Here is a 20592-nt window from a genome sequence, read left to right as displayed (position 1 = left end):
TTTTTCGTTGTTGACTTCGTAGACCTCGAAAAAAGAGCCCACTTCGATGATGACGAGGGTGTCGGAGCCGTATTTGGCTTCGCACGCGGCTTGAAGCTCGAAATAGATTTCGGAGAGGAGCTTGCTTTTATCGCTTAGTAGTGCCCCGATCTCTTCCGTACTCATCCCGTCTCCGCTATAAAAAAGTGTTTTATTATAACGGAATGGGGCTAAAAGCTATCTATTAGTCAGATTACGTTGCCGCAATCTCTATCGGCGCTTCTACAGCCAAGCCGCTATCAGAAGCATCATTATATAACTCATGTATTTCCGCTGCCGAAGAAGAGGAAGTATCGCTCTGTACCGGAGTTGCGGAGGCAATGCTCAAATCTTCTTCAAACAATGCGACACTCGGGTCTTGATCCAATGTAAAGACTTGACTCAACGCAATCTCACCGGATAATGAACTTTCTACTTCATGATCCGAATCTTCGGCTAAATCGGATAAACCGGATAGATTAATCGATTCATCGTTATTCTCTCCATGCTTATCGCCGTCACGATTGTCATCATGCTCTTTCTTCTCATTTTTCTCATCGTGCTTGTCATCATTTTTATCGTGCTTATCGCCCTCACGATTGTCATCATGCTCTTTCTTCTCATTTTTGTCATCATGCTTGTCATCATTTTTATCGTGCTTATCGCCCTCACGATTGTCATCATGCTCTTTCTTCTCATTTTTGTCATCGTGCTTGTCATCATTTTTATCGTGCTTATCGCCGTCACGATTGTCATCATGCTCTTTCTTCTCATTTTTGTCATCGTCTTTGTCATCATGCTTGTTATCCGTAATTTCTTGAATAACGGCACTTACTTTCGCCACTATTGCTTTAATAAAGTCGAATAAGGAATTTCCATTTTTATCATGATGATTGTCACCATCATGTTTGTCACCGTCTCGATTATCGCTGTGCTCTTTGTCTTTATCGTGCTTATCATCGTCATCGTCATCTTTGTCTTTGTCTTTGTCTTTGTCTTTGTCTTTGTCGTGCTTGTCATCAGCTTGTGCAGCCGCTTGTTCTGCAGCAGCTTGTGCAGCCGCTTGTTCTGCAGCAGCTTGTGCAGCCGCTTGTTCTGCAGCAGCTTGTGCAGCCGCTTGTTCTGCAGCAGCTTGTGCAGCCGCTTGTTCTGCAGCAGCTTGTGCAGCCGCTTGTTCTGCAGCAGCTTGTGCAGCCGCTTGTTCTGCAGCAGCATCAACTATCGTTTCTGCTGCCGGTGCTTCCAGCACTTCTGTTGATTCTACCGTATCCACGGCAGCTTCAACTGCGTCAACATCTGCAATCACTTCATCTTCCGGAGCCAAACCGATTAATCCATCATTGAAATCTGTTGCATTTGCATTCAAAGCTGGTCCGTTATTTAAATCCAAGATATTATGATCAAGAAACGCTCTTGCCACAAAATGTTCCGGCTCTATCGATCCTGCAATCATTTCAGGATCAACATTCATAATCCAATCGCTTGAATCCGCCTTGCTCACAATTTGTTCCGGCTCTATCTGGGTATCTTGCATATCAAACGGTTCTTTGGAAATAACACTTTCACTGAGCGTGACCACTTCATCTCCGCCCAAAACGAGTTTATCCCCATTTACAAGCTCAATCTCAAGTTCGCGACTACCTCCGCGCCCTTGAATCACATCATCTTCGAAAAGGAGTGTTCCCGGTGCTAAGATCTTTAATGACCCATCCCCTGATTTAACAATATACTCTCCGTCAATACGGGTTACTTCACCAATCGCTTTTGACATGACATGCTCCATTTAGGAAATTTTCAGTGTCATAGTATTCCATACGATAGGATATACGTCAATTGTCCGATCGGACAAATTTACATATCAGTGAGTATACTGCTATGAAGTTCTTTCAGTTCATAGACTACATGATAATAGAGAAGATATTTGTTTTTTAATGCATGCGCTTGAAACGAGGGATCAATCATATAGAAAATGCGGTCAATTTGGGCATTGACACTCAGTTCCAGTATCAAATCTTGTTTCAATCTCGAATATTTCACCAACGCCAAAAGACATATATAGATAATATAAAAATTATCAACGATTTTCTGAATCATTTTATCGCTGTCTTCTTCAATTCGGTACTTAATAGTGGCCAATGCGGTTTCTATATCGACTAATTGATCTTCCGCCCATCGGTATTTCGATGCAGAAATACTAAACTGATACCATTTTCTTTTTTTGTGCTGCAAGATAAAATTTTTTAAATAATACCGTAGTTTTTCACCGTAGTTTTTCAAGCGAATTAATTTAATAAAATTCTCTTCACTAACCGCTAAATAGGGATCATCTCCCTCGCTTAGGGGTCTATAATATTCAATGTAATGAGAAATAAATCCGTTTATCTGTCCACAAAGCACTTCGCCGGAAGCGTTTACATCAATATGACACATTACCGATAAAACATACTGAAGATGATCTTCATCGGCATCCGACAACTCTTCTTGACACATTGCGACAATGCCGTTAAAAGCTCGAATGGCCAAAACCGTCACCTCGGCCGCTTGCGGTTGCTCCTCTTCAACCTTTTGGGTTGCATAAGGGGCAACATCAGCCAAATAACGTTCCAGTGCCTTGGAAGCGTTCTCTTGATAGGATTTAGACATACCCCGCCTCTTTGACCCATAAGGCAAGACTCACACGATCATTTAATCCCAGTTTTTTGTAACACGACAAAAGATGTGCTTTAACCGTACGCTCTGTGATCTCCAGTACGTCTGCTATTTGATGATTACTAAGCCCTTGTGCAATGTATCGGGCAATTTCCCTCTCACGCTCGCTCAATATCTCGAACAATTCTTCTCCGCTCTCACTCGGAACACCTCGATAATCGATATGACGAATCAAATCATTCATAAATCCGGGATCAAACCAGCTTCCCCCTGATTCCAGAACACTCAGCGCACTCTGGAGATTAACCGAGCCGATATGTCTGTTGGCATACCCTTTGACCCCCATGCGCAACAGAGGATATCCCTCTTCAAAGGTAGGAATCACACTCAATACCAAAACAGGATAAGGATACTCTTTTAAAAATTCTCCCAGTTCGTGAAAGGTCATCTGAAAGGATTGAATATCCAAAATGACAATAAAAGAGCCTTGAATGTGTTCATCCGACTTCATCTCATCGAAAGAGAGCCAAGAATACCCAATCTCGGATAGTTTAATTCCAAGAGTTTTGACAAACGATTCTGATTCACTTACTAAGATTATGCGATACATTTATTTCTCCGTAAGGGCATTTTGACGTGCTTTGATGATCGGTTTCATCAAATACTGTAAAATCGTCTTTTTACCGGTAAGGATATCAATATTTGCCGTCATCCCCGGCATAATTGTCACCTTTGCTAGTTTAGAGTTAATAGCCAATTTTTGATTGATCTTAACTTTCACCAAATAATAGCTCTCTTGCTTTTGCTGATCGATAATCGTATCCGAACTGATTTGGTACACTTCACCCACCATTCCGCCGTAAATCGAAAAATCGTAGGCGGAAAATTTAACAATTGCTTTTTGTCCCGGATGTAGGAATCCTATATCAGAAGGTTTGATTTTTGTTTCGATCAGCAGGGAGTCTTCAGTGGGGACAATCTCGGCGATATCCATCCCGGGACGCACGACGCCGCCGACGGTATTGATAAACATCTGCTTCATAACACCGGTTACCGGAGCAATGATTAGAGATCGATCAACTTGATCGGTTAAGGGGATAGAACTCGTATCAATCCGCCCAAGCTCCGCATTGGTTGCACTCAGTTCAAGCTTCGCTTTGTTTTGATAATCTATTTTTTCCTGAAGCATCTTCTCTTTGAGTTCCGATACCGCATATTCCAGCCTTGGAATGGAGTTTTGAGCCTCTTCCAATTCTCGTTCTATTCGGCTCCGTTCTCGTTGAACCTTCCAATAATCACTCTTAGCTTCAACCCCTTTTTGAAACATCGACTGAGAAAGTGCTTCCTCTTTAGCGATCATTTCTCGCGTTTCCGAGAGAAGTTTCGCTTTTGATTTGGCATCCGAGAGTTCACTTAAGCGCTGATTCATCTGTTCATTTAAAATATTTATTTTACTAATAAGCAGACTTCGATTCGAATGAAACGCCCCCTCTTCACGCTCAATAAATCCATCGAGTTCTTGCCGCTGGAGTGGATCTATCGAAAAATTCCCCATTGATGCTTCCGCTTGGAGACGATAGAGTTTTGATTTTAATTCATAGTATTGGATTCGGTTCCCGTCAAGTTCACTTTTGGGTTTTATATTGCTTAAGCGAATCAGTAAATCCCCTTTTTTGACGCTGTCCCCTTCATTAACATGGATCTCTTGAACAATTCCACCCTCAAGATTTTGAATCACCTGCAGATGGGTAGAGGGGATTACTTTCCCCTCCCCTTTGGTAATTTCATCGACCTCTGCAATACTCATCCAAATCAATGTTCCGCTCACCATCGCCAAAACCGACCATAAAAAGATACGGGATGATTGCGCCGTATTGCGGTTTGCCGCCGTGGAGAGGCTGGACATATACTCCAAATCGGAATCATCAAAACCGCGATCGTTAGAGAATTTCATCACTTACCTCCTGCGAGTTTTTTTAACACGTCTTCTTTAGGACCGTCCGCCACTATTTTACCCTCTTCGACCACCATTAAGCGATCGACAAGATCAAGGAGCGATGTCTTGTGCGTTACCAGTATCACCGTTTTTCCGCCCAAGACTTCTTTAAGATTGTGCTTGACTTTCTCTTCGGTGAGGCTGTCCATCATATTGGTCGGTTCATCCAAAAGGATAATCGGTACATCCGAAATAACAGCGCGGGCAATGGCGATACTTTGACGCTGTCCCCCGGATATCCCCTCTCCGCGTTCGCCGACATTCATCTCAAATCCTCTAGGATGGCGGTTTACAAAATCTTCAACCCCGCTGATTTTCGCAGCACGGAAAATCATCCTCTCATCGGCGGAAGGGTCGCGATAAATGATATTATCCCGTACCGTCCCCTTGATCAAAGAGATATCCTGAGGGACGTACGCAATGCTTTTACGTAAATCAATCGGATCGATTTGGAACATATCGACACCATCAACCAAGACAGAACCTTCACTCACGCTATAAAGCCCTAATATGATCTTCTCAATCGTACTTTTACCCGATCCGATCCGACCGACTATCCCGACTCGCTCCCCTGCTTTGATTTTAAAACTGACGTTTTTCAAAGAGTATTTATCCTCATCGGGATAGCGGAAAGAGACATTTTTAAACTCTATATCCCCTTTTAATCCGACACGTTTCAAAAATTCGGTTCCGTTAGGATGTTCTGCGGGCATTTTAATGATTTTGCTTAAAGTATCATACGAACTTTTGACATTTTGATAGCTGGAAATCAAGGCGGCAACCTGCCCCATCGGTGCCATCGCCCGCGACGTGAGCATGACGATCGCGATCAAAGCCCCCATCGTCATTAAACGATCTTGAATCATATAGACTCCGGCGACAATTAGCATTACGGTTGTCACCTGCGTCAAAAATCCGGTGACGGTAGGGATCGAAGCCGTAAGCAATTTTGATTTAAGACTGACATTGGCGATATGACCGTTTGCCTCTTCCCATTCGTACTGAGACCTTCCATTCGCACCCATGGTCTTAATCATCTCTAGATTCATCAAACTCTCAACCAAAACACTGTTTTTATTGGCCGATGCCTGATGGGTCGCTTCAATACTTTTTTGAAGCTGAGGCTTAATAGAGACGGTATAGAGCAAAATCAATAACCCCATAAAAATCGGGATAGCGACCATCAACCCGCCAAGCATCCATATAATAATCAAAAAGATGACTAAAAACGGCATATCCACCAATACCGTCAACGTAGAGGATGAGATAAAATTCCTCACCGATTCAAAATCTCTCAAATTATTGGCAAACGATCCGACCGATTTCGGGCGCGCTTCGAGTTTCATATCGAGCACTTTTTCAAAAATGATCGACGACATAATCACGTCACTTTTTTTAGCAGCCGTTTCGAGATAATAGCTGCGGGTAAATTTCATCAGGGCTTCCAACACATACACTAAAACGATACCGCTGGCTAATACCCACATCGTCTCCATCGCATCATTGGGGATAACGCGGTCGTAAACGTTCATAGTAAAGAGGGGGCTGGCGATAATACCGATGTTGATAATCAACGAAGCAAGAATAACATCACGGTAAATAAAACGGGACATCCACAATGTCCCCCAAAACCAATGCCCTGTCGTATGATCGGTCGCTTTTTGGGATCGTTTTTCGAGGGCATACTCTTTTTTCAAATAGAAAACGTACCCGATATACTCTTTTTCAAGCTCACTGATATCAACCCATGTCTCAGACTCATCCAGTTCGGGTAAAATGATTTTGGCTTGCTTTCGATCTTTGCTGTACGATTCGAGGATACAAGCCCGTTTACCGTTGAGAATCAAAATAGCCGGCAGTACCAGCGGAGATATTTCAGAAAGCTTTTTATGGGCGATACGGCTGGTAAGACCGGCTTTACGGGCGGCACGTGAAAAAAGCCCTTTGGAGCTGTTAGGGGCAAACAGTTCAGGGGTGCTCTCACCCGGTTTTAGAGGTAAATCAGAGGTTAACGCTTCAGCACTGTAAGGGGTGTGATAGAGCTTGGTAAAAAGGACCAGACATTTTAATAACGGATCGGTTTTATCATCGTATTGGAGGCTCATAACTTACCTTTCTTTAGTGCTTTCATCGGTGTTTATCTTCCCTTTTGCGATTCTTCTAGCAGTATCCCCAACTCTTGAAGTCTCTCATCAAGCGATTTGGATTGTTCTTGAGGAGACGGTAACCGTTTGACTTTGGGTGTTAGAGTACATCGTTTTTTCCAATACAACGCTTTCTCTGTGTTTTTTGCCGTCCCTATCCCCTGTTCATACAAGTGGACGAGTGCACACTGACTCTGAGAATCTCCCGCACGTGCCGCTTTAAGATGGTATCCATACCCTTTTTGATTATGTGCAACGCTATGACGAGTTACGTTACTCTCTTCTTTAGGAGGATTGATCTCTTGAGGGTTCAGCATTAGGGTCGGAATCATCGGGTATTCTCCGACGGATGGGGCAAATTCACGGTTATTGTTGATCGGGTCAGAGGGTTTTATCCCGCTTTGTTTATCCGTCTCTATATTGAAATACGATATCAACTCATTTTTTGCCGCTAATACACGGAAAAAAGAGTAAAGAAGATCATACTCGTTCTCAATCGCTTTACGACGAGCCGTACTGGATTCATTTTCAGCATCTAAAAGATCGATCAAACTTCGCCGCCCCAGATCAAACTCTTCATTGTAATAGTGTGTTTTATCCACATTCGCTTCTCGATACACATCTAAAAAAGGTTTTTGACGATTAAAAACGGTATAGGCGTTATAGGCAATCGCCATATTCTCCATCACATCCCGTTTTAGTGACCGAAGATGCTCCATTGCATTATACGTTTGGCTCAAACTCCGTTTAATCCGTGCTTCATCGCCCCCTCCATTATAGAGGTTATAGGTTAACGTCACCATAGCGGCTGCCGTTTTATCAATATTTCCGGTACCGTTAGCATTATCATAGGTACGTGAATTCAGTTCCGCATCCACTTTCGGATAATAGTTGCTACGCTCCACATCAATCGACTCTTTCGCACTTTCCACTTCAGACCTGCCCACCATAACCGATGCATTTTTTTGAACCGCCTCTTCCATAGCCTCTTCGAGTGTCCGAGGGAGTAAAGAGGTGTTGATGGAAGGTTTTTGCAGTGTTTTAAGATCAAGATAACGCCCCATCAACGTGTGCAATACACTTGCCGCATCGTTATAGTTATTATCTTGTGTCAACGTATTCACATAGCTAAGTGAGAGCTTCGCCAAAGCCTCTTTATGATCCGCAATCCTCCCACCGCCGGCTTCAACACGGAGTGAAATTTTGTGATAGATTTTTTCATGGGCTTTTGCATTATCACGCTCTACTTCCAACAACTCATGCGCTTTGAGAACATCCAAATACCCTTTAATCATACGTAACGAGAGATCGTTCACTTTTTCGTCATACTCATACGACTTCATTTGAATATTGTGACGTTTGACCCTCATCTCCGAATCGGTCATAAAACCTGAAAAAAGGTTCTGAGTAAGGGTAATATTGGTATTTAGAGTTCTAAATTGACGACTTTCAAAACCGGTCATTTGGGTGTTTGCACGCTCTTTGGCAACACTGCTTCGAACGTCCAGTTTCGGTAAGTACCCTGAGCGGGAAATATCAAGTTCATGATACGCTGCAGAAAGCTCTTGATATTTTTGCTGAATTTCAGGATTGGTAGTGAGGCTCTCGTTGAGAGCTGATTTTAGATCAAGGGCATAAAGATGTAACGAAGAAAATAGCAAAATAGTAGGAAAAGCAAGTGCATATCTACCCATATAGGTTCCTATTCTTTAAATCAATTTACAAAATAAAACAAGTTAAAAAAAATTAGTCACACATTATAACATATGAAAAGAGAAAATAGAAACAAAATAAAGAGTATAAGTAAAGAGGATATCTACTCCCGAAGCGGGGGGGAACTCATTGGGATTCAAGTATAACTTTGGAGGGTTATTTTTTTCCTTTTTTGACCATAATTGCCGTTTGATCTATGTAGTCAATAAAATCTTTTTCTACTTTTGAGAGTTCATCTTTCGTCATCTCTTTGTATTTTTCATATTCGCTATGCGCTTTTTCCATAGCGATTTGATGGCTGATTTTTCCGGCATGTTCCAGTATATTTTTACCCGTCATCTTGAGAAAATCATCCAGTCGCATTATCCAATCGCTCATATACATCGGCGTTTTATTTATCGCTTGGATTTCTGCGACCTCTATGTAGGCGGTTACGATACGGTTGAGGAGTTCCAGTTCTTCAACACTCAGATAATTTTTGGCAATTTCTGCTTCTGATTTGGTCGGTCTGCTCCCTATGAAATGGGTCAGCCCCATATTGAGTTTGGAACCATCCGCCCTTTGATAGACGATCTCCGCCGCAGTGTTGCCATGAACCGCCCAATGTATCTTGTTTTGCACCGTTTGGAAAAAGAGGATGCTTTGTTCGGCTTTGGGATCATAATCAATACTGGTAGCGTATATATCGAGCACCTTACGCCAAAAGACTTTTTCACTGCTTCGAATATCACGGATGCGAGAGAGCAACTCTTCGAAATAGTTTCCGCCCCCCGTATTTTTGAGGAGTTCATCATTCATGACAAAACCTTTAACGATGTACTCTTTGAGCCGTGCCGTTGCCCACTGGCGAAACTTCGTCCCTTGCAAAGATTTGACGCGATAGCCGACGGAGATGATGACGTCGAGGTTGTAATACTTGATAGGCTTATCCGAATGTGCAAAGTGCAAATTTTGCACATTGCTTTTTTCATCGAGTTCACTTTCATTAAAAATATTACGAAGATGTTTAGTTATAACCGTTCTATCTCTTTGAAAAAGTTCTGCCATTTGGTCTTGTGTTAACCATACCGTCTCATTTTCGAGTCGGGTTTCGATTTTCGTTTTGCCGTCTTCAGTTTGGTAGATGAGGATATTTGATGTTGTTAAATCTTTCACACTTAATCCTTCATCTCTTGGCAATTCATATTAAGATTAATTGTATCATTTTTTGCTCATTGAAGGTAATAATAGGTACAAAATGAAAGATAATAACTGGTGTTAAGACTTATTCCCGCTAAGCGGGAATAAGAGAAGAGATTAAATACGTGCGTAAGAGACGCTAATACACGCGTTGAGAGAGGAGAGTTCTTTGAGAGTTTTATCACTGACGGCAGAATCGACCATGATAACCGCCAATGCTTCACCGCTTTTATTTCGTCCGAGACGGAAATCGGCAATGTTCACATTATGCGCACCGAGCATCGTACCCACTTGTCCGATAACACCCGGAACATCGGTATTTTTGAAAAGAATCATATTCCCTTTTGGCTCAACATCGACACCGAAACCGTTGATATCAACGATACGCTGAACATCATCACCGAACATCGTTGCGCTGATCTCGATAACATCTTTATCCGTTGTCAAACGAACCGTTACGAGATTTTTATACACAGGGCTCTCTGGAAGTGATCCGGTTTCTACTTTAATGCCGCGCTCTTTTGCCACGAAATCAGCATTGACGTAGTTGATTGTATCGCCTGAAATATCCGCTAAAGCCCCTACCGTAACAAATGTTGCCAAAGAGTTAACGTACTCGGCGATATCGCCTCGTCCGCTCACTTTGATCGAAACGATCGGTGATTTATTGATTTGAGACGCCAAGAAACCGATTTTTTGGCCCATTTCTAAAAATGGTTTCACGAATGAAGGGATTTTGGTCTCATCAATCGGCAAATTCATCGCGTGAGGATAAGCGATCCCTTTGGCCGCTTCGATCGCTTGCTGCGCTGCTTCTACACCAATGTTGTACTGTGACTCATACGTATTCGCACCCAAATGAGGAGAAACACAGATATTATCGAGATCAAGAAGTTTGTGATCGGTTGCCGGTTCTTTGTTAAATACATCGATCCCGGCAAATCGGACTTTTCCTGATTTAAGCCCCTCATAAAGAGCCTCTTCATCGTACAATCCGCCACGCGCACAGTTAATGAGGACAACACCGTCTTTCATTTTCGCGATTTCATCCGCTCCGATCATACCGACCGTCTCTTTGTTTTTCGGAGTATGAATTGTAATAATGTCACATGCCAAAATATCGTCGAAATTAGTCGTGTATTTAGCACCGACATCGGTCGCTTTGGAAGGATGAATATACGGGTCATATGCGATAACTTCCATCTCAAACGCTTTTGAGCGTATCCCGACACGGCTTCCGATATTACCGAAACCGATAACTCCCAGTTTTTTCCCTTTTAGCTCATAACCGTACCATTTTTCACGTTTCCAAATACGTTGATTTTTCAAATGATCGTGGGAATACGGAAACATACGCATACATGAGAGCATATGGGTCATCGTGAGTTCAACCGCTGCAATGGTATTGGCAGTAGGGACGTTCATAACGATGATCCCCTCTTTTGAACATCCGGGAATATCGACGTTATCCACACCGACACCGGCACGGACGATCGCTTTCATTTTCCCTTTCGCAGCGGCGATAAATTTATCATCAACATCGGTTGAACTGCGGGTAATAGCGACATCGGCTTCTTTGATAACATCTAAAAGAGCTGTTTTGTCCATATCTGCCGCAAAAATCATCTCGATTCGCTCATCACGACGAAGAATATTAAGTCCCTCTTCGTGAATATGATCACATACGACAATTTTATATTTTTCCATTATTTTTCCTCGGTAAACGGCGCCACTGTCGCCGCGATTTGGTAGGTTTTTAGTTTTGTTACAAGAGATTGCAGTTGAAACTGATCGGTTGAATCAACCGTAATACGTTTGGTATTATCATTATTTTGCATTTCATAAGGGAGTGTACTTTTTTTCAGTACTTCCATAACCTGCAAAAGTTCATCCGAGTTCTGAGGTTCGATCGTGAGTCTGTACATTTCAGATACAGCGTTCTCACCACCCATATCAAGATTTAAAGTCACTTCATTGACCGGATAAAAGTAACCGCTCTCCTCCGTAGTGGATAAATGGCTGAGCCAGTTTCCTAACCCTTTTAATCCCTCAGAGGATTCTTTCGGATCATTATTTTCTCTCAAACTCATATTAGGCGCAGAAGGGTTGATCTGCACCAAAAATAAGACAATGAAGAGCGCTACCGCAAAGGCTATAAGGGGAAACAGCCAAAAAGCAGCACGTCTCATTGAATTTATTTCAATTGATCTTTAATCAAATCACCAAGACTGTGCGCGTCATTGTCATTGATTTCATCTAACATTTTTTGATCGTTAAGACGCTCTAGTTTTTTAACAGAGAGACGGATACGATCACGTTTCGCATCAATAACTAAAATAGCCGCTTCGATGGTTTGACCGATTTCAAGCTCTTCCGCGATGAGAGGATAAAGGTCTTCATTACGGATAAGGGCATCTACACCCCCTTCTAATGAAACGAATACACCGAAATCTTTCACGTCACGAACGGTAGCTTGAACTACTTCATTCATTTTATGATTGGTTGCGAATTGATCGATCGGGCTCTCTTCGAGTGATTTGCGGTTCAAAGAGATTTTTTCATCATCCACATTGATTTTCGCAATTTTTACTTCGATTTCATCACCGACAGTGAGTGTCTCTTTACATTTGACGTTTTTGTCCCATGAAAGATCTTGATTGTGTAACAATCCCTCTACTCCGCCAACTTTAACGAATGCACCGAAATCAGTCAATGACGTGATGGTCCCTGTGACAACATCACCTTCTTTGAATTTTTTGGTAAATTCTTCAAACGGTTTCGGTTGAAGACGTTTGTACGATACACGCAATTTGTGTGTTTTAGAGTTGATTTCGATAACTTCAACATCGATCTCTTGACCGACAGTGAGGTAATCTTTAGGATGTTTAATGTTTTTATCCCATGTGATTTCAGAGATGTGAAGAAAACCTTCGATGTCATTTCCGAGGTCAACAAAAATACCGTACGGCTCGATGTTGCTAACGGTAACGGTGATAGTATCACCCTCTTCCAACGCCTCCTCAACCTCTTGCCACGGATCGGATTGAACCGCTTTGATTGAGAGTGAAAGATGACGTTTGTCTTTGTCGTATGAAATTGCTTTTACGTTGACAACATCACCCTCTTTGTAAAGTTTTGATGGATTAACCGGCCCTTTGTAGCTGATTTCATTGTAATGAACCAACCCGTCAATTCCGCCGACATCAACAAACATACCGTAGCTGGTGATTTTTTTGACGGTACCTTGGATAACTTTATCCTCTTCCATCAACGCATCGATCACTTCTTTTTTACGCTTACGCTCATCATTGAAAAGCTTGCGACGAGAAACAACGATTGACGCTTCTGCGGGATCCACTTTAACCACTTGTGCTTTGATCGTTTTACCGACTACTTGATCGGTCTCTTTGAATGCAGCAAGTGAGCGAGGGAGGAAGAAATGGACATCGTCCGCTTCCAAAAGGTAGCCCCCTTTGTTTTTCTTCGTCACCAATGCTTCGATCACGATGGATTCGAAATCTTCTTTGTGTGCATTGATAAATGCGAGCGTTTTCTCTTGCTCAAGCACTTTTTTGTATGAAATTTTTGGGCGCTCATTGTAGTGCCCCATTACCATTACCATAATTTTATCGCCGACGTTGAACAAAAGTTTACCCTCTGCATCGCGGATTTCATCCAGTGAAAGAATCCCTTCGAGTTTTTCACCGACGCCTACCAACGCGCGGTTGTCACTCTCTTGAATTTCTACTACTTCACCTTCTGTAATGCGTGTAGATTCTTGCTCTTTGAAAGATGCCTCTAACATCTCAGCAAAATTTTCTTCTTCGAACGATTCGTTATCGAAAGCCATGCCTATCCCTTGTAACTAAAAATTGGCTGATTATAGCGAAAAAATGCTTGATTTTTGATTTATTATCTATAAATACAACCTTCTATCTTTTACGATATATTTACGATGTCAGTCTGATAAACTGCTATTTATATTATTCTAAATAGGACTATCCAGCGGTGAATACTCTTGAACGGCTTAAAGACAAAACAATTCTCTTTCTCGAAGACAATGCTGAGTTAGCAGTAAATGCAACCAGCTTGCTCAACATCTTTGTCCAAAAAGTGCATCATGTTACTACCTTGGCAGAGGCTGCATTACTCTTTGAGAAATCGCATATTGATATCATCATCAGCGATATTAAACTCAAAAATGAAAACGGTCTCGATTTTATCCGTAAAATTCGGAGCACAAACGTTCAAATACCGATTTTAATCATTAGCGGACACAAAGACGAAGATTTTTTATTGCGTTCGATTCCGTTGGGACTTACAGCCTATCTCCTCAAACCAATCAAATACGATGAGTTGATTCAAGCACTAGAACAATGCAGTGAAAAGCTAGGGTTAAATCAAATGCAAAAAATAGAACTCAAAGAGGGGTGGTATTTTGATACTGAAAACAAAATACTCATAAAAGAGGGGGAGAATCTCTCTCTGAATAAAAAGGAATCCCTTCTTATGGAGTTGATAGCCCACAATAGAGACCGATTAATCACCAAGGATATGATTCAATCAGCCGTATGGGAATTTGAAGATATGAGTGATTCTGCACTGACCAACTTTATCCTCCGAATCCGCCGTCGATTTGGAAAAACGTTTATCTATACAATTCCTGATCTCGGGTATCGGTTTAAACTTTAATCCAATTCAACCGTACATTCGTCAACATAATCTTTGAGGGTTTCTGCGTAGAGTTTGTATTTCATATCTTCGGTAACGATATGATCGATCAGTGCTTTTTTGATAATAAATTTAAGTTTGGTACGAATCATAGCCAGCGTCGGAGAAGTCGTGATCGATTGGTTTACAAATTCGATAATTTCATGGTGTAAATTTCGGTGATACTCGTATGCAGGGAAACCGATCCGTCTCATATAGATTTCTTCATCGCGAAAATGCTCGCTCATATAGCTGTTAAGTTCTCCTAAAATGGCCTTGAGTTCCTCTTTGGTCGAAGTGAGCGCATCGAGTGCTGCAATCCGCCCCACGATCTCAAAAAGATGTTCGTGCTGAGCATCAATCCCGCTAATTCCGAGTCGGTACTCTTCGCTCCACTCCAATCCTGTTGCCATAGTGTTGATCCCCTGATTCAAATAATATTCGCTATTATTACCTCTTCATATCGCAAACAGATCGCAAAACAACCGTAGCGCATAAACCGACATCTGTATTATTCAATTCCAGACGAGCACCGTATTTTGCAACTATCTCCTTACACATCGGCAAACCTAGCCCACTTGAAGATATTCCTAAATCCATCCCGCCGCCGTTATCGCAAAACATAATTCGATTCGGATTTAACTCAATCCGTATCGTCGGATTCTCGATCTTTCGTTCTGAAAATACCTGAACCGCATTATTTAAAAGATTGAGCCAAACTTGCATCCATTCATTTTTAACTCCGTTTAATACGCTATCTTCCCCCTCTATCACCACATGAATCCCCAAATCGAGAATTTTTGTTTCAATGATAGAGATAGAACTTTCTATCGAATCATACGCAGAAAAATCACTTTTAACACTGTTTTGTTTGTAAAATTCTAAAAAGTTCTGCATGGTATGAGACATAAAATCAATCGTATTTTCGATCTTTTGAGACTGCTCTAAAAGCCACTCGTTTTCTATTGGCTGCCCCATTCTTATCTTGGCAATGGTGAGAAGATTGAGTGAACTGAGTTTCGAGAGGGGCTCACGCCATTGATGGGAAATATTGGCAATCAGATTACCGATTTCAGCTTGTTTCGCTTTTTGATAGAGCTGATCTTTAATCCGAAGATTTTTTGCCACTTCCAAACGCACTTTTTTACGAAGCAGATAATTCCATCCAATCATTAATGCGCTGATCATGGCAACCAATGCGAGTACGCTAAGAGCAATAATCCCATAGGGGTTTTGTTCTCTTATAACTGTTGTATAACGGTTATAAAAACGCTGCATCAAGATAGGATCAATACCCAAAACTAATTTTTCAAAGATATCTTTCAAAATCGGTTCATCATTTCGGGTTCCCACTGACAACTCGACCTTCTCTTTTAACCGCAATGATACCTTCAACATTCCGGTATGTTCTTTTTGGATGTACGAAGAGACAACCATGAGATTATCGATATAGCCGTATAATTCACCTGATTCAACGCGGTTAAGACCGTCCGTGATAGAGGCTACTTCAACGAGGTTAAGATCAGGATAGTGTGTTTTTAACTGTTCCGTTATCGCATACCCTTTTACGGAACCTAACTTAACATTTCCCAAAGATGTAATATCTTCCGTAAACGGTTTATCCATCTTTGTAGCCATCACGATAGGCAACGTCACATACGGTGAAGTAAAATCCATGTAGTGGAGTCTCTCTGGGGTACTTGATGCAAGGGAAAAAATATCGCATTCCCGTTTTTTCGCAAGAGTAATCGACTCTTCCCACGATTCGACAGGATGAAATTCGATAGGAACCCCGAGCCGCTTTTCAAACTCTCTCATCACATCCGCAGCGATCCCGATATGACGCCCCTCACGAATCGCCTCAAACGGATACCATTCGGGATCGACGCACATAACGATTTTTTTCTTGTTCAGCAAATAGTGTTTCTGAACCGTCGTCATCTGAACGTCATTGTTCGAAGCAATAATCTCTTGAAACATAAATTTTCCGAGCTTCTGATCGCCTAAGAGCCTTCCGGACTGAACCAGTTGTTTATAGGCTCGAACGGTCAACTCTTCATTGGCCTGACCAATCGGATAAAAATCGGTCATCATCAATTTTTTTGTCACTTTGTACTCATATACAAGCGCATCCCTGGATTTTCCGGTCTTGTATTTTTTCAGGAGTAAATTAATAATTTCATCTGGATGGTCCAAAGCGTATTGCCACCCACGATTGGTTGCCTCAATAAATTTTTGTGTCCGCTCAGGATTTTCAAGGGCTTCATTCCGTGACGTAAAAACATTTACAGCACTCATTACAAATCCGTAATCTGCCGGATCGATAACCGTATAAGGAATATTCAAACGATCCAGTTCATACAATTGATTCGAGCGGAAGACGGTAATAGCATCGCATTTTCCGTTAATAAAATCGTGTATATCAAAAGAATGGAGCAAAAAAGTTGCATTTGCAGGTGTGATTTCGAAGTGGTTGAGCATCAATCCAAGAGAGGAAGATCGAAACTCGTCTTTCGTAGCCATAATTTTCTTACCAACTAAATCAGCAGGATTGTTAATCCCTTTACGGACGGCGAATACGAGAGGAGAACGCTGCAAGTACGTTCCAAGCAATACGACAGGTGCCGGCTTCCCCCCTGAAATAATTATACTGCTGTTATACGAACCGTAGGTGGCTTTACGGTTGATTATATCAGATGCCGTATCCACACTGTTGTGGTACTCTCTTAGATCAACATCCAATCCGGCATCGCGGTAAAACCCTTTTTCTTTTGCCGCTACAAATCCCGCAAATTCATACTGAAATTTCCAATCAAGCTGAATGGATACCTTTTCAAGATTTTTTTGTGACCACCCTGATGAAACTAAAATGAGTAGTACAAAAATGAATCTCATTGTATTAAACGGTAATGGATCTTATTTTTTCAATAACCTGATTAATAATCCAATCAGGAGTAGAAGCTCCTGCACTGATACCGCAAAAATTTTTACCGTTAAACCACTCCGATTGTAAATCCTCTTGGCTCTCGATATGATAACTCTCTGGGCAATACTCTTTAGCAATCGAATGCAGTTGCTTGGTATTAGAGGAGTTTTTCCCTCCGATAACAATCATAACATCGGCTTGTTGTGCCAGTTTACGCACGGCATCTTGATTATCAAAGGTTGCATTACAGATGGTATTAAAAACACGCACCTCTTTATGGGTCGCCATTAATTTGCCGACGATTTGCTGATACTCTTCCACTTTACGGGTGGTTTGCGCCACGGTTGCAACTTTTTCCCGCAAGCGGAGTGCATCAATTTCATCAGGACTGTTGACGACGTACACATTATCTTTGGCATAGCTCTTAACCCCTTTAATCTCAGGGTGTGCTTCATCACCAAAGATGACGATATCATACCCCTGAGAGCTCATCTCCTCACAAATTTGCTGCGGTTTGGTCACATACGGGCATGTGGCATCAATTACATTAACGTGACGTTCGTTCAGGGTAGAGAGTTCCTGTTTCGGGATACCGTGGGTACGAATTACCGCCGTATCTCCGGCTTTAAAACTATCCAGATTTTCACTGAGGGCGACATTGAAATCGTTTTTAAGCCGATCAATCTCATTGGCATTATGGATAAGCGGACCATACGTTGCGGAATTTCGGTTCTCTTCGGCAATTTTGATCGCCCGTTTTACTCCGAAACAAAACCCGTAACTCTCCGCCAACTCGATTTTCATTTCTCGACCCTCGTACAGAACCCCAAAAGATCAAAAAAGTTTGGAAAAGAGGTATTAATACACTCGATATCCTCAACCTCCATACCGCATTTTAGCCCTGCTATCAAAAAACTCATCGCGATACGATGGTCGCCGTAACTGTTTACGACAGCCGATTTTAACTCTCCTCCGAGTACAGCATATCCATCAGGATACTCTTCGGTTTCAATCCCGCAAAAGTTCAAATTATCAACGACCGTTTTAATACGATCAGACTCTTTGACACGTAACTCTTCGGCATTTTTGATAACACTTTTCCCCTCTGCACACGCCATAGCAATAGAGAGAGCCGGAAGTTCGTCAATGAGCCATGCAATATTCTCTTCCACCGTGACCGCTTTTAGAGGGGAATATTCCACTTTGATCGTCCCGATCGGCTCATACCGCTCATCATTGAGTATATAAGTGATTTTCGCCCCCATACGCTCCAACACTTTAAACGCTTCAATACGGGTGGGGTTAAGGGTAACCCCTTCGATTGTTGCAGAAGAACCGGGGATGATAGCTGCCGCTACCGCAAAGAAAAAGGCGCTGGAAGGATCGGCGGGAACACGAATATCAAGAGGTTTTAACGGTTTATTAAGAGGCCATATTTTCGTCTCAAGTCCGTTGATCTCAACACGAGCACCCATCCCGCGCAACATACGCTCGGTATGGTCACGGCTAAGCTCCGGTTCGCGAAATGTACACACTCCATCGGAGCGAAGCGCGGCAAGCATCATCGCACTTTTCACCTGCGCCGAAGCGATAGGAGAGACGTAATCGAATGCTTTAAGGGATGCCCCTCGGATGGAGAGAGGTGCCAGATCACCGTTATTGCGTCCGTCGAGTTTTGCTCCGATTGAGCGTAGCGGTTGCGTCACCCGTTTCATCGGACGACGTTTAAGATACTCATCACCCGTAAGGACAAAATGTCCCTTAGCCGAACTGAGAAGCCCGCAAAAAAGACGTATCCCCGTTCCCGAATTACCGCAATCGAGTATTTCGGGCGTTTCCTGTATCCCGTTGGAACGGATGGTGATTATTTTCCCGTCATCGGTGATCTCTGCTCCAAGATGGCCGACGATTTTGAGGGTATTAAGGGTGTCTTCTGCGCGAAGAAAATTCTCAATTCTGCTCTCACCTTCAGCTAAAACAGAAAACATCGCACATCGGTGCGAAATCGATTTATCGGGCGCAATCGCATCACTTTTAAATTCGAACGGCTGTGCAGAATAAACCTTGGCGGACATCATCTCAAACCTGCTCCCAACTCATCTTTAAGACCGCTGAGAATCCACTCCATAGCAGCATTGATATCCTCTTCTTCGAGTGTTTTTTCATCCGATTGAAGGACAAAACGAAGGGTAAGACTCATCTGTTCTCCCAAGCTCTCGGATACATAACGATCTACCGGATAGAATCGTCTTACTTGCGCAGAGGCGTGTTTTTCGATCACGGCTTTAATGTTCTCATACGTCACCGCTTTGGAGATCAAAATACTCAAATCCCTAAAAGAGGCTTGATATTTCGAATACGGTTGCGCTTCGATCAGTCCATATGGGAGGCAATCGGTTTTGAGTTCACACATAAACGTTTGGGCAAGGTCAAATTCTTCCTCTACTTGAGGATGTAGGCGGAACAATTCACCCGCTTCTTTCCCGTTGATCATTACCTTTGCACACACATACGGATGTGCTAACGAGTGGCTTGGGGTATGCGATACCAGTTCAAACGATCCCGCTACATCCGCGATCAACTTTGTAAAAGAAGCAAAATCGATAACGGCAGGTTTACCCGCATTGGAAATCTTTTCATTCTCCATAGGACCGGATACAATAAATCCGATACGCTTTGACTCGCGGCGCTCGCTATCAAAAACCATCCCTGCTTCAAACAAAGCAATTTTCTTTTGATTCACTTTGACATTCGCCGATGCCGAATTCAAAAGTCCGACCAAAAGGGTAGGACGTAGAGTATCAAACGTCGCGGTGATCGGATTTAAAAGCTCTTTTGAACTCTCGGTACAGACAAATCCGAATTTTTCCACTTGGATCCGTTCATTAAAGACGAAATGGACAGACTCGTAAAACCCGCTTTGCGCCGCACGGTGACGATACATTCGTGTTTTTTTATACTCTGCCAAATCACTGCTCATTTGATTTGCTTCCGCAAAAATAAGCGGCTTAGAAGGGATATTATCGATTCCGACGATACGGACAACCTCTTCGATAATGTCTTGTTTGTTCACGATATCATGACGAAATTTAGGAACCGAAATAGCAAAGGTTGATCCTTTAGGTTTTCCGATATCCATCCCGAGATTTTTGAAAATTTGGGTAATTCGTGTTTTATCGATTTTAAGACCTATAAAGGATTCGAATTCAGACTCAACCATACTGATGATACGGGGTTCATAGGAACTGGTGAGTTCT

15 protein-coding genes and 1 pseudogene are annotated in these 20592 nt (G+C 42.3%); 1 reads left to right on the top strand and 15 read right to left on the bottom strand.

Annotated elements, in window-relative coordinates; genetic code table 11:
- Positions 1-232: 232 nt before the first annotated feature.
- From A2517_RS10320 to A2517_RS10275, 10 genes are all read right to left on the bottom strand, one after another.
- Positions 233-1789 carry a hypothetical protein gene (locus tag A2517_RS10320; RefSeq protein WP_294896735.1) on the bottom strand — a complete coding sequence of 519 codons (1557 nt, stop codon included), beginning with the start codon at positions 1787-1789 and terminating at the stop codon, positions 233-235.
- Between the two features lie 80 nt (positions 1790-1869).
- Entirely contained in the window at positions 1870-2661 is a 792-nt protein-coding gene (locus tag A2517_RS10315; RefSeq protein WP_294896733.1) for a hypothetical protein, read from the bottom strand.
- Entirely contained in the window at positions 2654-3277 is a 624-nt protein-coding gene (locus A2517_RS10310) for a response regulator transcription factor (RefSeq protein WP_294896731.1), read from the bottom strand. The genes A2517_RS10315 and A2517_RS10310 overlap by 8 nt, the downstream gene beginning before the upstream one ends.
- The gene (locus A2517_RS10305) at positions 3278-4621 is read right to left on the bottom strand and encodes an HlyD family type I secretion periplasmic adaptor subunit (RefSeq protein WP_294896729.1); all 1344 of its coding nucleotides are present in this window, start codon (positions 4619-4621) and stop codon (positions 3278-3280) included.
- Complete coding sequence (locus A2517_RS10300; protein WP_294896727.1) at positions 4621-6768, bottom strand: type I secretion system permease/ATPase; 2148 nt, start codon at positions 6766-6768, stop codon at positions 4621-4623. Before A2517_RS10300 ends, A2517_RS10305 begins: the two co-directional genes overlap by 1 nt.
- 32 nt (positions 6769-6800) lie before the next feature.
- Positions 6801-8501, bottom strand: a complete 1701-nt coding sequence (locus A2517_RS10295; protein WP_294896725.1) for a TolC family outer membrane protein — start codon at positions 8499-8501, stop codon at positions 6801-6803.
- 175 nt (positions 8502-8676) lie between these two features.
- On the bottom strand, positions 8677-9675 hold the full coding sequence (locus A2517_RS10290; protein ID WP_294896723.1) for a virulence RhuM family protein: 999 nt from the start codon (positions 9673-9675) through the stop codon (positions 8677-8679).
- A gap of 141 nt (positions 9676-9816) precedes the next feature.
- Positions 9817-11406: a phosphoglycerate dehydrogenase gene (gene serA, locus A2517_RS10285; protein ID WP_294896721.1), complete on the bottom strand. Its 1590-nt coding sequence runs from the start codon at positions 11404-11406 to the stop codon at positions 9817-9819.
- Positions 11406-11888, bottom strand: a complete 483-nt coding sequence (locus A2517_RS10280; protein ID WP_294896719.1) for a hypothetical protein — start codon at positions 11886-11888, stop codon at positions 11406-11408. Before A2517_RS10280 ends, serA begins: the two co-directional genes overlap by 1 nt.
- 5 nt (positions 11889-11893) lie before the next feature.
- Positions 11894-13549: a 30S ribosomal protein S1 gene (locus tag A2517_RS10275; protein WP_294896717.1), complete on the bottom strand. Its 1656-nt coding sequence runs from the start codon at positions 13547-13549 to the stop codon at positions 11894-11896.
- A gap of 158 nt (positions 13550-13707) precedes the next feature.
- On the opposite strand from A2517_RS10275, the gene A2517_RS10270 reads away from it, so the two are divergent.
- Entirely contained in the window at positions 13708-14391 is a 684-nt protein-coding gene (locus A2517_RS10270) for a response regulator (RefSeq protein WP_294896716.1), read from the top strand.
- On the opposite strand, the gene A2517_RS10265 is transcribed toward A2517_RS10270, so the two are convergent.
- The 5 genes and pseudogenes from A2517_RS10265 to A2517_RS10245 form a co-directional block, all read right to left on the bottom strand.
- A complete protein-coding gene (locus A2517_RS10265) occupies positions 14388-14822 on the bottom strand; it encodes a hemerythrin family protein (protein ID WP_294896714.1) in 435 nt (144 codons plus the stop codon). The two genes, A2517_RS10270 and A2517_RS10265, sit on opposite strands and share 4 nt — an antisense overlap.
- A 37-nt stretch (positions 14823-14859) precedes the next feature.
- The gene (locus A2517_RS10260; protein WP_294896711.1) at positions 14860-17304 is read right to left on the bottom strand and encodes an ABC transporter substrate-binding protein; all 2445 of its coding nucleotides are present in this window, start codon (positions 17302-17304) and stop codon (positions 14860-14862) included.
- 4 nt (positions 17305-17308) lie between these two features.
- Positions 17309-18139, bottom strand: a complete 831-nt coding sequence (locus A2517_RS10255; protein ID WP_294896709.1) for a 4-hydroxy-3-methylbut-2-enyl diphosphate reductase — start codon at positions 18137-18139, stop codon at positions 17309-17311.
- Positions 18136-19413 (bottom strand): 3-phosphoshikimate 1-carboxyvinyltransferase, encoded by a 1278-nt coding sequence (aroA, locus tag A2517_RS10250; RefSeq protein WP_294896707.1) that lies wholly within the window; start codon positions 19411-19413, stop codon positions 18136-18138. Before aroA ends, A2517_RS10255 begins: the two co-directional genes overlap by 4 nt.
- Positions 19410-20592 (bottom strand): annotated as a pseudogene (locus A2517_RS10245) (phenylalanine--tRNA ligase subunit beta); the annotation flags it as partial. The gene aroA and the pseudogene A2517_RS10245, both read right to left, overlap by 4 nt.

Origin of the sequence: Sulfuricurvum sp. RIFOXYD12_FULL_44_77 (assembly GCF_001830725.1) — a bacterium.
GTDB lineage: Bacteria > Campylobacterota > Campylobacteria > Campylobacterales > Sulfurimonadaceae > Sulfuricurvum > Sulfuricurvum kujiense_A.
Note: the sequence above shows the minus strand (reverse complement) of the source record. Positions and strands in the feature narration are given on the sequence as shown.

What these genes read in the sequence shown, in the direction of transcription:
- A2517_RS10260 (WP_294896711.1), bottom strand. Translation starts at nt 17,304, where the DNA reads ATGAGATTCATTTTTGTACTACTCATTTTAGTTTCATCAGGGTGGTCA.
- A2517_RS10295 (WP_294896725.1), bottom strand. Translation starts at nt 8,501, where the DNA reads ATGGGTAGATATGCACTTGCTTTTCCTACTATTTTGCTATTTTCTTCG.
- A2517_RS10280 (WP_294896719.1), bottom strand. Translation starts at nt 11,888, where the DNA reads ATGAGACGTGCTGCTTTTTGGCTGTTTCCCCTTATAGCCTTTGCGGTA.
- aroA (WP_294896707.1), bottom strand. Translation starts at nt 19,413, where the DNA reads ATGATGTCCGCCAAGGTTTATTCTGCACAGCCGTTCGAATTTAAAAGT.
- A2517_RS10305 (WP_294896729.1), bottom strand. Translation starts at nt 4,621, where the DNA reads ATGAAATTCTCTAACGATCGCGGTTTTGATGATTCCGATTTGGAGTAT.
- serA (WP_294896721.1), bottom strand. Translation starts at nt 11,406, where the DNA reads ATGGAAAAATATAAAATTGTCGTATGTGATCATATTCACGAAGAGGGA.
- A2517_RS10310 (WP_294896731.1), bottom strand. Translation starts at nt 3,277, where the DNA reads ATGTATCGCATAATCTTAGTAAGTGAATCAGAATCGTTTGTCAAAACT.
- A2517_RS10255 (WP_294896709.1), bottom strand. Translation starts at nt 18,139, where the DNA reads ATGAAAATCGAGTTGGCGGAGAGTTACGGGTTTTGTTTCGGAGTAAAA.
- A2517_RS10265 (WP_294896714.1), bottom strand. Translation starts at nt 14,822, where the DNA reads ATGGCAACAGGATTGGAGTGGAGCGAAGAGTACCGACTCGGAATTAGC.
- A2517_RS10315 (WP_294896733.1), bottom strand. Translation starts at nt 2,661, where the DNA reads ATGTCTAAATCCTATCAAGAGAACGCTTCCAAGGCACTGGAACGTTAT.
- A2517_RS10320 (WP_294896735.1), bottom strand. Translation starts at nt 1,789, where the DNA reads ATGTCAAAAGCGATTGGTGAAGTAACCCGTATTGACGGAGAGTATATT.
- A2517_RS10275 (WP_294896717.1), bottom strand. Translation starts at nt 13,549, where the DNA reads ATGGCTTTCGATAACGAATCGTTCGAAGAAGAAAATTTTGCTGAGATG.
- A2517_RS10300 (WP_294896727.1), bottom strand. Translation starts at nt 6,768, where the DNA reads ATGAGCCTCCAATACGATGATAAAACCGATCCGTTATTAAAATGTCTG.